This window comes from Streptomyces sp. AM 4-1-1, from assembly GCF_029167625.1.
Lineage (GTDB): Bacteria > Actinomycetota > Actinomycetes > Streptomycetales > Streptomycetaceae > Streptomyces.
In genome coordinates this window covers 3,594,192-3,607,141 of the sequence record NZ_CP119145.1, presented here as the reverse complement: position 1 = coordinate 3,607,141, position 12,950 = coordinate 3,594,192, and the positions used below count along the sequence as shown (strand labels likewise).

At 69.9% G+C, this 12,950-nt stretch carries 14 protein-coding genes and 1 tRNA gene; 10 read left to right on the top strand and 5 right to left on the bottom strand.

The features are described 5' to 3' along the window. The first annotated feature begins 54 nt into the window (after nt 1–54). Genes paaA through PZB75_RS15440 form a run of 5 tightly spaced genes read left to right on the top strand, consistent with a single transcriptional unit; the run spans nt 55 to nt 3,732 of the window. Nucleotides 55–1,152 carry a 1,2-phenylacetyl-CoA epoxidase subunit PaaA gene (gene paaA, locus PZB75_RS15460; RefSeq protein ID WP_275535876.1) on the top strand — a complete coding sequence of 366 codons (1,098 nt, stop codon included), beginning with the start codon at nt 55–57 and terminating at the stop codon, nt 1,150–1,152. Continuing rightward, nucleotides 1,149–1,439 carry a 1,2-phenylacetyl-CoA epoxidase subunit PaaB gene (gene paaB / locus PZB75_RS15455; RefSeq protein ID WP_275535875.1) on the top strand — a complete coding sequence of 97 codons (291 nt, stop codon included), beginning with the start codon at nt 1,149–1,151 and terminating at the stop codon, nt 1,437–1,439. The genes paaA and paaB overlap by 4 nt, the downstream gene beginning before the upstream one ends. Beyond that, the gene (gene paaC / locus PZB75_RS15450) at nt 1,436–2,137 is read left to right on the top strand and encodes a 1,2-phenylacetyl-CoA epoxidase subunit PaaC (RefSeq protein WP_275535874.1); all 702 of its coding nucleotides are present in this window, start codon (nt 1,436–1,438) and stop codon (nt 2,135–2,137) included. Before paaB ends, paaC begins: the two co-directional genes overlap by 4 nt. Beyond that, entirely contained in the window at nt 2,131–2,673 is a 543-nt protein-coding gene (gene paaD / locus PZB75_RS15445; protein ID WP_275535873.1) for a 1,2-phenylacetyl-CoA epoxidase subunit PaaD, read from the top strand. Before paaC ends, paaD begins: the two co-directional genes overlap by 7 nt. After that, entirely contained in the window at nt 2,674–3,732 is a 1,059-nt protein-coding gene (locus tag PZB75_RS15440; RefSeq protein ID WP_275535872.1) for a 2Fe-2S iron-sulfur cluster-binding protein, read from the top strand. It begins immediately after the preceding gene. Between the two features lie 323 nt (nt 3,733–4,055). Here the strand turns inward: PZB75_RS15440 and PZB75_RS15435 are convergent, their stop codons facing one another. From PZB75_RS15435 to PZB75_RS15425, 3 genes are all read right to left on the bottom strand, one after another. Continuing rightward, nucleotides 4,056–4,400, bottom strand: coding sequence for a rhodanese-like domain-containing protein (locus tag PZB75_RS15435; RefSeq protein ID WP_275535871.1), 345 nt, complete (start codon nt 4,398–4,400; stop codon nt 4,056–4,058). A 47-nt stretch (nt 4,401–4,447) separates the two neighbouring features. Continuing rightward, complete coding sequence (locus PZB75_RS15430) at nt 4,448–5,317, bottom strand: hypothetical protein (RefSeq protein WP_275535870.1); 870 nt, start codon at nt 5,315–5,317, stop codon at nt 4,448–4,450. Between the two features lie 267 nt (nt 5,318–5,584). Next, nucleotides 5,585–7,090 (bottom strand): DUF2252 domain-containing protein, encoded by a 1,506-nt coding sequence (locus PZB75_RS15425; RefSeq protein ID WP_275535869.1) that lies wholly within the window; start codon nt 7,088–7,090, stop codon nt 5,585–5,587. Nucleotides 7,091–7,400: 310 nt separating this feature from the next. On the opposite strand from PZB75_RS15425, the gene PZB75_RS15420 reads away from it, so the two are divergent. Beyond that, nucleotides 7,401–7,847 (top strand): MarR family winged helix-turn-helix transcriptional regulator, encoded by a 447-nt coding sequence (locus PZB75_RS15420; protein WP_275535868.1) that lies wholly within the window; start codon nt 7,401–7,403, stop codon nt 7,845–7,847. Nucleotides 7,848–7,960: 113 nt separating this feature from the next. Here PZB75_RS15420 and PZB75_RS15415 read toward each other — a convergent pair whose 3' ends face one another. After that, entirely contained in the window at nt 7,961–8,305 is a 345-nt protein-coding gene (locus tag PZB75_RS15415; protein WP_275535867.1) for a helix-turn-helix domain-containing protein, read from the bottom strand. Between the two features lie 152 nt (nt 8,306–8,457). Here PZB75_RS15415 and PZB75_RS15410 point away from each other — a divergent pair, with 152 nt between their 5' ends. Then, nucleotides 8,458–9,069, top strand: a complete 612-nt coding sequence (locus PZB75_RS15410) for an NAD(P)H-dependent oxidoreductase (RefSeq protein ID WP_275535866.1) — start codon at nt 8,458–8,460, stop codon at nt 9,067–9,069. A 395-nt stretch (nt 9,070–9,464) separates the two neighbouring features. Here PZB75_RS15410 and PZB75_RS15405 read toward each other — a convergent pair. After that, a tRNA-Leu gene (locus PZB75_RS15405) sits at nt 9,465–9,547 on the bottom strand. Between the two features lie 318 nt (nt 9,548–9,865). Here PZB75_RS15405 and PZB75_RS15400 point away from each other — a divergent pair. The 3 genes from PZB75_RS15400 to PZB75_RS15390 all read left to right on the top strand — a co-directional run bounded on the left by PZB75_RS15400 (nt 9,866) and on the right by PZB75_RS15390 (nt 12,929). Next, nucleotides 9,866–10,732 (top strand): DUF3662 and FHA domain-containing protein, encoded by an 867-nt coding sequence (locus PZB75_RS15400; protein WP_275535865.1) that lies wholly within the window; start codon nt 9,866–9,868, stop codon nt 10,730–10,732. A gap of 10 nt (nt 10,733–10,742) precedes the next feature. After that, nucleotides 10,743–11,261, top strand: coding sequence for an FHA domain-containing protein (locus tag PZB75_RS15395; RefSeq protein ID WP_275535864.1), 519 nt, complete (start codon nt 10,743–10,745; stop codon nt 11,259–11,261). A 129-nt stretch (nt 11,262–11,390) separates the two neighbouring features. Continuing rightward, entirely contained in the window at nt 11,391–12,929 is a 1,539-nt protein-coding gene (locus tag PZB75_RS15390; RefSeq protein ID WP_275535863.1) for a PP2C family serine/threonine-protein phosphatase, read from the top strand. The last annotated feature ends 21 nt before the right edge of the window (nt 12,930–12,950 follow it).

Sequence of the window (12,950 nt, the reverse complement as noted above, 5' to 3'; positions counted from 1 at the left end):
TCGACTCACCATTGAAGACATCGAACCGAACGATCGGTCGGTAGGGAGCCCGGGATGACGGCAGTGACTGCGGACCAGACAACAGGCGGCAAGGACACCGGTACGACCGGCACGGCGAACGCCGTCAGCGCGGGGGAGGCGGCCCTGGAAGCGGCCTTCGACGCCGCGCTGGCGGATGATGAGCGGATCGAACCGCGCGATTGGATGCCGGACGCCTACCGCGCCTCACTGGTCCGACAGATGGCCCAGCACGCCCACTCCGAGATCATCGGTATGCAGCCGGAGGCGAACTGGATCTCACGCGCCCCGTCGCTCCGCCGAAAGGCGATCCTGATGGCCAAGGTCCAGGACGAGGCGGGTCACGGACTGTATCTGTACAGCGCGGCGGAGACGCTCGGCACAGGCCGCGAGGAGCTGCTCGACAAACTCCACGCGGGCCGCCAGCGATATTCCTCGATCTTCAACTACCCGACGCTCACCTGGGCGGACGTCGGCGCGATCGGCTGGCTGGTGGACGGTGCGGCGATCACCAACCAGGTCCCGCTCTGCCGCTGCTCCTACGGGCCGTACGCGCGCGCCATGGTCCGGATCTGCAAGGAGGAGTCCTTCCACCAGCGTCAGGGGTACGAGGCACTGCTCGCCCTCAGCCGGGGCACCCCGGCACAGCACGCGATGGCCCAGGACGCGGTGGACCGCTGGTGGTGGCCGTCCCTGATGATGTTCGGCCCGCCGGACGACGCCTCGTCCCACTCCACGCAGTCGATGACCTGGAAGATCAAGCGCCACTCCAACGACGAGCTGCGCCAGCGATTCGTGGACATCTGCGTCCCCCAGGCCGAAGCGCTCGGGCTCACGCTCCCGGACCCGGAGCTGCGGTGGAACGAGGAGCGCGGGCAGCACGACTTCGGGGCGATCGACTGGACCGAGTTCCAGGAGGTCCTGAAGGGCAACGGCCCCTGCAACGAACAGCGACTCGCGCAACGGCGCACCGCACACGAGAACGGTGCCTGGGTGCGGGACGCCGCCGCCGCCTACGCCGGCAAGCACGCCACCGGACGGGCCGCGGACACCACCCAGGGCCCGGCCACGGCGAAGACCGAAGAAGCCGCGGGCCACCACGGCACCGCACAGCCTGGGGAGGCGACGGCATGAGCAGCTCCACCGACTGGCCGCTGTGGGAGGTGTTCGTGCGCTCCCGGCGCGGGCTGTCCCACACCCACGCGGGCAGCCTGCACGCCCCGGACGCCGAGATGGCCCTGCGCAACGCCCGCGATCTGTACACCCGCCGCTCCGAGGGCGTCTCCCTCTGGGTGGTGCCGTCGACACAGATCACGGCCTCGTCACCGGACGAGAAGGACTCCTTCTTCGAGCCCGCCGGTGACAAGCCCTACCGGCATCCGACGTTCTACGAGATCCCGGAAGGGGTGAAGCACCTGTGACCGCGGCTCTCGCCCTGGGCGACGACGCGCTGGTGCTGTCGCACCGGCTGGGACAGTGGGCCGGCCACGCCCCCGTCCTGGAGGAGGAGCTGGCGCTCGCCAACATCGCCCTGGACCTCCTGGGACAGGCCAGGGTGCTGCTGTCACTCGTCGGCGACGAGGACGAGCTGGCGTATCTGCGCGAGGAGCGGGCCTTCCGCAACCTTCAGCTGGTGGAGCAGCCGAACGGCGATTTCGCCCACACCATCGCCCGTCAGCTGTACTTCTCCGTCTACCAGCGGCTGCTGTACGAGGAGTTGGCCGCGGGCGGCGGCACGTTCGCGGGCCTCGCCGCCAAGGCGGTCAAGGAGGTCACGTACCACCAGGACCACGCGGAGCACTGGACGCTGCGGCTCGGCGACGGCACGGCCGAGAGCCATGAGCGGATGCGGCGGGGACTCGACGCGCTGTGGCGGTACACCGGCGAGATGTTCCTGCCGGTCGAGGGCGTGGACATCGACTGGCCTTCTCTGGAAGCGCGCTGGACGGTCACCGTCACCGAAGTGCTGGAGCGGGCCACGCTGACGCCGCCGACCGGGCCGCGCGCCGGGGCCTGGGCGGCGGGCGCCGGCCGCCAGGGCCTGCACACCGAACCGTTCGGGCGGATGCTCGCCGAGATGCAGCATCTGCACCGCAGCCACCCGGGAGCGTCATGGTGACCGAAACCGTGCTCGAAGCGGAACTGCGCGAACTGGCCGGCTCCGTCCCCGATCCGGAACTGCCCGTGGTGACCCTCGAAGAGCTGGGGGTCCTCCGCGAGGTGCGAGTGGAAGGGCCCGGCCGTGTGACGGTACGGCTCACCCCGACCTACACCGGCTGCCCGGCGATCGAGGCCATGTCGGCCGACATCGAGCGAGTGCTGCACGACCACGGCATTCCCGAGGTCACGGTGGTCACCGTTCTCGCTCCGGCCTGGTCGACGGACGACATCAGCGCCGAGGGACGGCGCAAGCTCGCCGACTTCGGCATCGCACCGCCGCGCCCGCACGGCATACCGGGGGAGGCCGGCGGTTCAGGAGGGCAGGGCGGCCCCCCGGGCCCGGGGGGCCCGGTGCCGCTCGCGCTCTCCGTTCACTGCCCGCACTGCGGCTCGACGGACACAGAACTGCTGAGCCGGTTCTCCTCCACCGCCTGCAAGGCGTTGCGACGTTGTGTGTCATGTCGTGAACCGTTCGACCACTTCAAGGAGTTGTAGATGTTCCATCCACTCCGGGTCGGCGCGATCGAACGGCTCACGGACGATTCGGTGGCCGTCACCCTCACCGTGCCGGCCGAACTGCGCGAGCTGTTCCGGCACACGCCCGGCCAACACCTCACCGTGCGCCACAGCCTCGACGGCGAGGAGATCCGGCGTACGTACTCGATCTGCGCCCCGGCCGCCGAGGAGCCCACCGAGCCGATGCTGCGGGTCGGTATCCGGCTGGTCGACGGCGGCGCGTTCTCCACCTACGCCCTCAAGGAACTCGCGGTGGGTGACCGGGTGGAGGCGGCGCCCCCGATAGGACGGTTCGTGCTCGCTCCGCGCACGGGCCGGTTCGTGGCCGTCGTCGGCGGCAGCGGGATCACTCCGGTCCTGTCGATGGCGGCGACTCTGCTGGCTCGGGAACCCGATGCCCGGTTCTGTCTGATCCGGAGCGACCGGACGGCCGGCTCCACGATGTTCCTTGAGGAGGTGGCGGACCTCAAGGACCGCTACCCGGGCCGATTCCAACTGGTGACGGCGCTGTCCAGGGAGGAGCAACAGGCCGGTCTGCCCTCGGGTCGGCTGGACCGGACCCGGCTCGCCACGCTGCTGCCCGCGTTGGTGCGGGTCCCGGAGATCGACGGCTGGTTCCTGTGCGGACCGTTCGGCCTGGTCCAGGAAGCCGAATCGGCGCTGCGCACACTCGGCGTCGACCGGGCACGCGTCCATCAGGAGATCTTCCACGTCGAGAGCGAAGCGACGGCCGCCGTCCGGCCACGCACCGAGATACCTGCGGAGAGCGTCCTCACCGCGACCCTTGACGGCCGTTCCGGCAACTGGCCGGTGCGGGAAGGCGAGTCACTGCTGGAAACCCTGCTGAGGAGCAGGTCGGACGCGCCGTACGCCTGCAAGGGCGGTGTGTGCGGGACCTGCCGGGCCTTCCTGGTGTCCGGCGAGGTCCGAATGGACCGCAACTTCGCACTCGAACCGGAGGAGACGGACGCGGGCTACGTCCTGGCCTGCCAGTCGCACCCGGTCACCTCCCAGGTGGAACTGGACTTCGACCACTGATCCCCAGCGCCGAGCCGATCCGGCGCGAGCCGATTCGGACCGCGAGCCGGTCCAGGTGTGATCCGACCCGAGCGGCGAAGCCGAGAAGCCGGTCGAGAGTCACGGACGACGACGGACCGAGGGTTGCGCGCCCGGCTGCCGGCGGCCACCCTCCTGGGCGGTTGCCGGCAGCCGGTGGCCACTGACGGGAAGGACGGGCACGGTGACGGCGGGCCGGTAGTTGCGTGGCCGTGGCGCGGACGGACGATGCCCCGAATGATGACCCGACCGACCGGACAGGTCACTCGGTCAGCGGGGCCCCGGGCGGGTAAGGGGTGGGTGGGTCAGAGGACGAATGCCGGGCTGTCGGTGTCCGTCACCAGCGGACGTCCGGCACCGTCCCAGGCCAGCATTCCGCCATCGACGTTCACCGCGTCGACGCCCTGCTGCACCAGATACTGCGTCACCTGGGCGGAGCGTCCGCCGACCCGGCACATCACATGGACGCGACGCCCGTCCTCGGCCGCCTCGGTCAGCTCGCCGAAGCGGCCGACGAAGTCACTCATCGGGATGTGCAGAGCACCCTCGACATGACCGGCCGCCCACTCGTCGTCCTCCCGGACGTCCAGCACAAAGCCGTCGGACGGCACCGCCGCGACATCCACCGAGGGGAGCGGGGCGAAGTTCATGAGGGTTGCCTTCTTTCGTACATACGGCGCAAGCGTCACCGGAAACGCTACTGCACCAGTTCGGACAACCGCGCCTCACGCTGCGCGACCTCGCCCAGCAACTGTTCGGCGATCTCCTCCAGCAGGCGATCCGGGTCGTCCGGGGCCATCCGCAGCATGGAACCGATCGCGCTGTCCTCCAGCTCATGGGCGAGCAGGGTCAGCAGTTCCTTGCGCTGGGTCAGCCAGTCGAGCCGCGCGTACAGCTCCTCGCTCTCGCTGAGCCGTGCCTCCGGAAGCGCGGGGCCCGCTGCCCACTCCTCGACCAGTTCCCGGAGCTGCGCTTCGTCGCCGCGCCCATAGGCGGCGTTGACACGGGCGATGAACTCGTCCCTGCGTGCCCGTTCCGTCTCGTCCTGGGCCAGGTCCGGATGGGCCTTGCGCGCCAGTTCGCGGTAGAGCTTGCGCGCCTCGTCGGTGGGCCGGACCCGCTTGGGCGGCCGGACCGGCTGTTCGGTCAGCATGGCCGCGGCCTCCGGCGACAGCCCGTCGGAGTCCATCCAGTCGTGGAACAGCTCCTCGACGGCGGGCATCGGCATGACCACCGACCGCGCCTCCTGGGCGTTGCGCAGGTCCTCCGGGTCCCCCGTCATGGCAGCCCTGGCCTCGGCGATCTGCGCGTCCAGTTCGTCGAGGCGGGCGTACATCGGGCCCAGCCTCTGATGGTGCAACCGAGAGAAGTTCTCGACCTCCACCCGGAACGTCTCCACCGCGATCTCGAACTCGATGAGCGCCTGCTCGGCCACCCGCACCGCGTGCGCCAGCCGGGCCTCGGGGCGTGCCGCGTCCTCAGCGGGCTGCCCGCCCTCGCCCTGCTGCTCGTCCTGCCGGTCATCGTCGTTCCGGGTGGTCGGCCCCCCGGCGGCTTCGTGGGTCACCCGCCCAGCGTATGGCCACAGCCCACACCCCGACGACCCACGGCCAGCGGAGCCCCGTCTCACGGACCCGCCTCACACGGCCGTCTCAGTCACCCACCTCGCACCGCAACCTCATGCCTCCTCTCACACACTCACCTCGCACGGCACTTCTCACCTGCCACTCTTCACACGCCCATCTCGCGCTCCGGCCCCACAACCCCGGCCTCACGCCCCGCACCCCCTTGCCCACACACCCCCGCCGCACGCCCGGCCGCACAACGCGCGGCCTCACACGCCCGGCTCGGCGGCTATCCGGCCCGAGGAAACGGCCCGTACCAACTCCGCGTGGTCCGCCTCCGTGCGGTCCGCGTACGCGACGGCGAACGCCGCCACCGCCTCGTCCAGTTCCTCGTTCTTCCCGCAGTACCCGGTGATGAGCCGGGGGTCGGCGCTGTGCGCGTGAGCCCGTGCCAGGAGCGCACCGGTCATCCGCCCGTAGTCGTCGACCTGGTCGGCCGCCAGTGCCACCGGGTCCACGCTGCCCTTGCGGTTCCTGAACTGCCGCACCTGATACGGCCTGCCCTCGACCGTGGTCCAGCCCAGCAGAGTGTCGCTCACCACCTGCATCCGTTTCTGCCCCAGCACCACCCGGCGCCCCTCGTGCGCCACCTCGGCGGGGCAGAACCCGACCGCGGGCAGATAAGGCGCCAGCGCGGACGGCCGCGCCTCCTTCACCTGGAGCACCAGCGGCTCACCACGGTGGTCGAGCAGCAGCACCACGTACGAGCGGGTACCAACACTTCCCGTGCCGACCACCCGGAACGCCACATCGTGAATCGCGTACCGGGCCAGCAGCGGCAACCGGTCCTCGGAGACCGTGTCCAGATACCCGGCGAGCCCCGCCGCCACCGCCGCCGCCTCCGCGTCCGGCACCCGGCGCAGCACGGGTGACGCGTCGACGAACCGGCGCCCGCCGTCGCCCGAGTCCTCCGTCGACCTGGCCGCGAAGCGCGCACTCGTGTTGTTGCGGGCCTTCGCCGAGACCCGCTCCAGCGTGCCGAGCAGGTCCCGCGCGTCGGCGTGCGACACCAGTTCCTCGTCGGCGATGGCGTTCCATGCCTCCAGGGCCGGCAGTTTGGCCAGCAGCCGGACCGTCCGCCGGTACGCTCCCACCGTGTCGTACGCGGCCCGCCGACAGGTCTCCTCGTCCGCGCCCGCCTCCCGCCCCGCGAGGACCAGCGAAGTGGCGAGCCGCTTGAGATCCCACTCCCAAGGACCGAACACGGTCTCGTCGAAGTCGTTCAGGTCGATGATCAGGCTGCCGCGCGCGTCGCCGTACAGCCCGAAATTGGCCGCGTGAGCGTCGCCGCAGAGCTGGGTGCCGATCCCGGTGACGGGGGTGCCCACCAGGTCGTGGGCCATCAGCCCGGCCGAGCCGCGCAGAAAGGCGAACGGTGTGGCCGCCATCCGCCCCACCCGTATCGGGGCGAGAGCGGGCACCCGGCCCCGCCCGGAGTCCTCGACCGCCCGCACCGCGTCGGGGCGGTCCGGGGAAAGCGCCAGCGTGTCGTGCGAGGACCGGGCGACCCGCTCCCGCAGCGACTTGCCCACCGCTCTCGGCGACCGGGTCACCGACGAAGCCCGTCCGGCCACGCGCGTTCCCGTCGCGTCCCGCACCCCCATGGCGTCCGCCCCGCCCGGCGTCGCGCGCCGGGCGAACCCGGGCACCACGGGGATGCGTTGCCCCGCAGCCCCGGCCACCCGCCCCGGCACAGCCACATCGACTTCGCTCATGGAGCGCCGCCTCCCCCGTGTCCGAACATCAACTCGGGACGAAAGTACCGCCACCCCGCGAAATCCGTTCGGCCCTGTGGAAAACCTCCGGCGAAGGCCGTCGGGGCCCCGCCAGACCCGAGCCCCGAGCTCACCCACATCAGCTCGGGACGACCAGGCGGGTCAGCACATGGCGCAACGCCCCGGCGGTGGAGCCAGGTGCGGTACTCGGTCCTGTCGGCACATCGTGATCAGGCCCCCCTCGTTAGTTGGCTTTCGCAACTCATAATTCGTTGTATTATGCAACTCCCATCGCGAGGAAGGTGAACCCGTGCCAGGCACCCCCCGGGAACGAGAAGAGTCGCTGGACGTCATCCAGCGGGAGCTGACGGCGTTCGCCCGTCGCGCACGCGCCGCGGCGGCGAAGCTCCATCCGGAGCTGCCCCTCGTCTCGTACACACTGCTGGCACACATCGACGACCAGCACGGATGCCGCGCAACGGACCTGGCAGCCCACTACATGCTCGACAAGTCGACGGTCAGCAGGCAGATCGGGGCACTGGAAAGGATGGGCCTGGTCGAGCGCCATCCGGACCCGACCGACCACCGCATCCAGGTGCTGCATCCCACGGAGGCGGGCACACAGGCCCTCGCCTCGTCCCAGGCCAGCCGTCGCATGGCCTACCGGAAGCGGCTCGCCGCCTGGAGCGAGGAAGACCTCGCCCTGTTCGCGGACCACCTACTGCGCTACAACTCGTCCGGCGAGACAGTCACCTGAGACCGGCCGATCCCCCTGAACCATCATCGGGCGGCAGCCACCCGAGACCACCGAGTCCTCGGACCGGGCACCAACACCCCGTCTCACAGACGGGGCACACCCGCCCGCCACGTTCAGCAGCCGCCGGTGTCGCCCAGATGAATCTCGGCCCACCGCCCCAGCTCCTTGAGTGCGGGTCCCATCGCCGCGCCCGCCTCCGTCAGCCGGTAGGCGACCCGTAGTGGTGGCCCTTCGTCGACCTCTCGAATGACCAGCCCCGCGGCCCCCAGCTCGGCCAGCCGGTCCGAGAGCAGCCGCTCACTGATGCCGGGAATCGCCCGGCGCAGATCCGCGAAGTGCACCGGATGCTGAAGCAGTACGGAGACGATCGGCCCCGTCCAGCGCTTACCGAACAGCTCGAAGACACGCGTGATCCCCGCGTCCACCCGCTGACAGTGATGCTCGCCGTGATCCGCCATGCCCCCAGCGTACTGCGTCGAGGTGAGGTGCTTACGAAAAGTAAGTAGCTGTGTTATTACTAGCTACGAACGAAATAACAATGCGTTCGCCATATCGCACCGTCCCGGTCCCGCCGCCTCGGTGCCCGTGCGCTCACCAGTGGAGAACCCCCATGGCAACCCTTCTGCACATCGACTCCGCCCTGTTCCCCGAAGGCTCTGCTTCCCGCGAGATAACGGCGGCCTTTGTACGCGTCTGGCGTGAGCAGCACCCCGATGGCCAGATCATCCACCGCGACCTCGCCGCCGCCCCGCTGCCCCACCTGGATGCCACCGCCGCCATCGAAGGCGCCGGCAACGCCCTGCGCGCCGAGCTGGCCGCCGAACTCGCCGCAGCGGACGCCGTTCTGATCGGTGCGCCGATGTACAACTTCACGATCGCGTCCACCCTGAAGGCGTGGCTGGACCAGGTGATCATCGTGGGTCACAACACGGGCCCGGACAGCCCCCTCACAGGCGCCCCGATCACCGTCGTCGCCAGCCGTGGAGGCTCCTACGCACCCGGCACGCCGCGCGCCGAAGCGGAGTTCGTCCTGAACTACCTGAAGACACTGCTGACGACCATGTTCGGCGCCGAGGTCGACTTCATCGTCCCGGAGCTCACCTTGGCCCACTCCAAGGCCGAGATGGCCGAACTCATCCCGCTCGCCGACGCCTCCCGCACCCGGGCGTTCGCCGAGGCCGAGGAGAAGGCCAAGGCCCTCGCGGCCCGCCTCGCCGTCTGACCACGCCGACCCCTTCCGTGACTCGACACGAACTCGACGCGGCCCGCACCCGGCTCCCCCGCCCGCCTCCACAGACGCACCCACGGCCCGCAGGACCAACCGTTCTGCGGCGCAAGCGGGTTGACGCGGGGTCAGTTGACGCGATCGTTACCTGAGCAGTCCGACCGGACCGAGCCGGGTGTTTCACGTGAAACACTCGGTCCGCCGCGAAGCCCCGGCCAGGCCCCACGCCCGCCCCGCAGCGCCGCCACACCCCACCTCGGACAGCAAGGACATCCGAGCAGCAGGAGACATCCGGGCAGCAAGAGCCCCGAGACACAGCAAAACGGTCGTCATCGTGATTACGATGACGACCGTTTCGTCGTTGCTCAGAAGCATCTTGCGATACTTCCTTGTGCGCGAGGGGGGATTTGAACCCCCACGTCCCTAAGGACACTGGCACCTGAAGCCAGCGCGTCTGCCGTTCCGCCACTCGCGCATGAGTGGTGTTTTCAGACTCACTCACCGTGTCCGGTGTGTTCGCCTGGCGACATCAGGAAGATTAGCACGGTGGACAGGGCGGATTCACATCCGTTGTTTCGTCGGGCTCACGAGGGGAAGCGGGAACGCGGAGACCTCTCCCCCCACTCCTCCTGAGTGCGCCCCATGTGCGGGACACTGTAAGGAAGCCGCCTCTACGATCCGTGTGAGAGGTGACACTCATCCACTGGGCAGACAAGGGGAACCAGCCGATTTCCCGACGCGTGGATACGATCAGTAAGCAGTATTGGGACGACATCACCGGAGGAGGTGCCCCATGGGAGTCATGAAGCGTTTCGAGCAGCGTCTCGAAGGTCTGGTCAATGGCACCTTCGCCAAGGTCTTCAAGTCCGAGGTCCAGCCGGTGGAGATCGCGGGTGCCCTCCAGCGGGAGTGCGACAACAACGCGACGATCTGGAACCGCGAGCGGACCGTCGTGCCCAACGACTTCATCGTCGAGCTCAGCACCCCCGACTACGAGCGCCTCAGCCCGTACTCGGGCCAGCTGGGCGACGAGCTGTCCGGCCTCGTGCGGGACTACGCGAAGCAGCAGCGCTACACCTTCATGGGGCCCATCAAGGTGCACCTGGAGAAGGCCGACGATCTCGACACCGGTCTCTACCGTGTCCGCAGCCGCACGCTCGCATCGAGTTCGTCACAGCAGCAGGCGACCGACCAGCACGGCGTACCGCCGCACCCGGGTGCCGCGCAGCCCGGTCGTCCCGGCCCCGGGCGGCCCGCCGCCCCGCAGGCCAACGGCGGCTACGGCTACCCGCCCGCCGCCGCTCCTCCGATGCCCGCGATCCCGCCGCCCGGCTCGGACCGGCGCCCGCCCGCCGTGCCCGGCGCCGCGTCGAGCGCGCAGGTCCGGCGCTGGATCGAGATCAACGGCACCCGCCATCAGATTTCCCGCCCGACGCTGGTGCTGGGACGCAGCACCGACGCCGACGTGCGGATCGACGACCCCGGCGTGTCCCGCCGGCACTGTGAGATCCGGACCGGAACGCCCTCGACGATCCAGGATCTCGGGTCTACCAACGGCATCGTGGTAGACGGGCAGCACACCACCCGCGCTACGCTCCGCGACGGCTCGCGGATCGTCGTGGGCAACACCACCATCGTTTACCGGCAAGCCGAAGGGTGAAGCGGGGGCAATGTCAGAGCTGACCCTTACGGTCATGCGGCTAGGTTTTCTGGCCGTTCTGTGGCTTTTCGTGATCGTGGCCGTCCAGGTCATCCGCAGCGACCTGTTCGGAACGCGCGTCACGCAGCGCGGCTCACGCCGCAACGCCCCGGACGCGCGTCCGCAGCAGGCCCGCCAACCAACAGCGGCGCCCCCGCAACAGCGCCAGCAGCCGGCCGGCCGCCAGCGTCGCGGGGCGCCCACCAAGCTGGTCGTCTCGGAAGGCACCCTCACCGGCACCACCGTGGCGCTCCAGGGCCAGACCATCACCCTGGGCCGGGCCCACGACTCAACGATCGTGCTGGACGACGACTACGCGTCCAGCAGGCATGCCAGGATCTACCCGGACCGTGACGGTCAGTGGATCGTCGAGGATCTCGGGTCCACCAACGGCACGTATCTCGACCGGACCCGACTCACCACCCCGACACCGATTCCGCTGGGCTCGCCGATCCGCATCGGCAAGACCGTCATCGAGCTGCGGAAGTAGTACGACAATGAGCGAGCGGAGCGAGCGAGCCGCCACGGTCCCGTCAACGGACCCGGCCCGGCTCCCGACCGGAGGGTGGGCAGTGTGGCTCGAGACCGGCTGTACCCCGAGCCGACGGGCGAGGTGCGCATGAGTCTGTCCCTGCGCTTCGCCGCCGGATCGCACAAGGGCATGATCAGGGAGGGCAACGAGGACTCCGGCTACGCCGGTCCGCGCCTTCTCGCCATCGCCGACGGCATGGGGGGGCAGGCGGCCGGCGAGGTCGCCAGCTCCGAGGTGATCTCCGCCCTCGTCCAGCTCGACGACGACGTACCGGGCTCCGACATCCTCACCGCCCTCGGTACGGCGGTCCAGCGGGCCAACGACCAACTGCGTGTGATGGTCGAGGAGGACCCCCAGCTGGAGGGCATGGGCACCACGCTCACCGCCCTGCTCTGGACCGGTCAGCGCCTCGGTCTCGTCCACGTCGGCGACTCGCGCGCCTATCTGCTGCGCGACGGCCTGCTGACCCAGATCACCCAGGACCACACCTGGGTGCAGCGGCTGGTCGACGAGGGCCGGATCACCGAGGAAGAGGCCACCACCCACCCGCAGCGCTCCCTGCTGATGCGCGCCCTGGGCAGCGGCGACCATGTCGAGCCCGATCTCTCCGTACGGGAAGTACGCGCCGGGGACCGGTACCTGATCTGCTCCGACGGGCTCTCCGGCGTCGTCTCGCACCAGACGATGGAAGAGACCCTGGCCAGCTACCAGGGCCCCCAGGAGACCATTCAGGACCTCATCCAGCTCGCCCTGCGCGGCGGTGGCCCGGACAACATCACCTGCATCGTCGCGGACGTGTTCGACGTCGACGGCACCGACACCCTGGCCCGGCAGCTCAACGACACGCCGGTCGTCGTCGGCGCGGTCGCCGAGAACCAGGCCGCCCAGCTCGGCGACGGCGGAGCCATGCAGACGCCGGCCGGCCGCGCGGCCGGCCTCGGCCGGTCCGTCCCGCCACCGGCGGGCCGCTTCGGCCCGCCCGGCAGCGGCGACGACGCGGGGTACGGCGGAATGCCGGACGACGGGTTCGGCGGGTACACCGACGAGGACTTCACGAAGTCCGGTGGCCGCAGGTGGCTGAAGCGTTCGCTGTACATCGTGCTCGCGCTGGCCGTCGTCGGTGGTGGTCTGTACGGCGGTTACCGCTGGACGCAGACCCAGTTCTACGTCGGCGCCAAGGACGAACACGTCGCCCTGTTCCGCGGGGTCAGCCAGGACCTCGCCTGGGTCTCGCTCTCGAAGGTCGAGAAGGATCACCCCGAGATCGAACTCAAGTACCTCCCGCCCTACCAGCGCAAGCAGGTCGAGGGCACCATCACCGAGGGCAGCCTCGCCGACGCGCGCGAGAAGATCGCCGAACTCTCCACCCAGGCCTCCGCCTGCAAGAAGGAGTCGGAGCGCCGGTCCATCGAGCGCGAGAACAACGCCGCGACCGGCGAGGGCGAGGCGGGCGGCGCCACCGGAGCGTCCGCCACCAAGACGTCCGCCAGGACATCCGGCACGGCCTCCGCCTCATCCGCGGTGGACGCCGGCACCAAGACCACACCGACAGCAGCGACTCCCACTCCCGGCCCCAGCCTCTCGGAGGAAGAGAAGAAGCTGGTCCCGCAGTGCGGTAAGCAGTAAAGCCGTAGGGGGCCTTCAGCA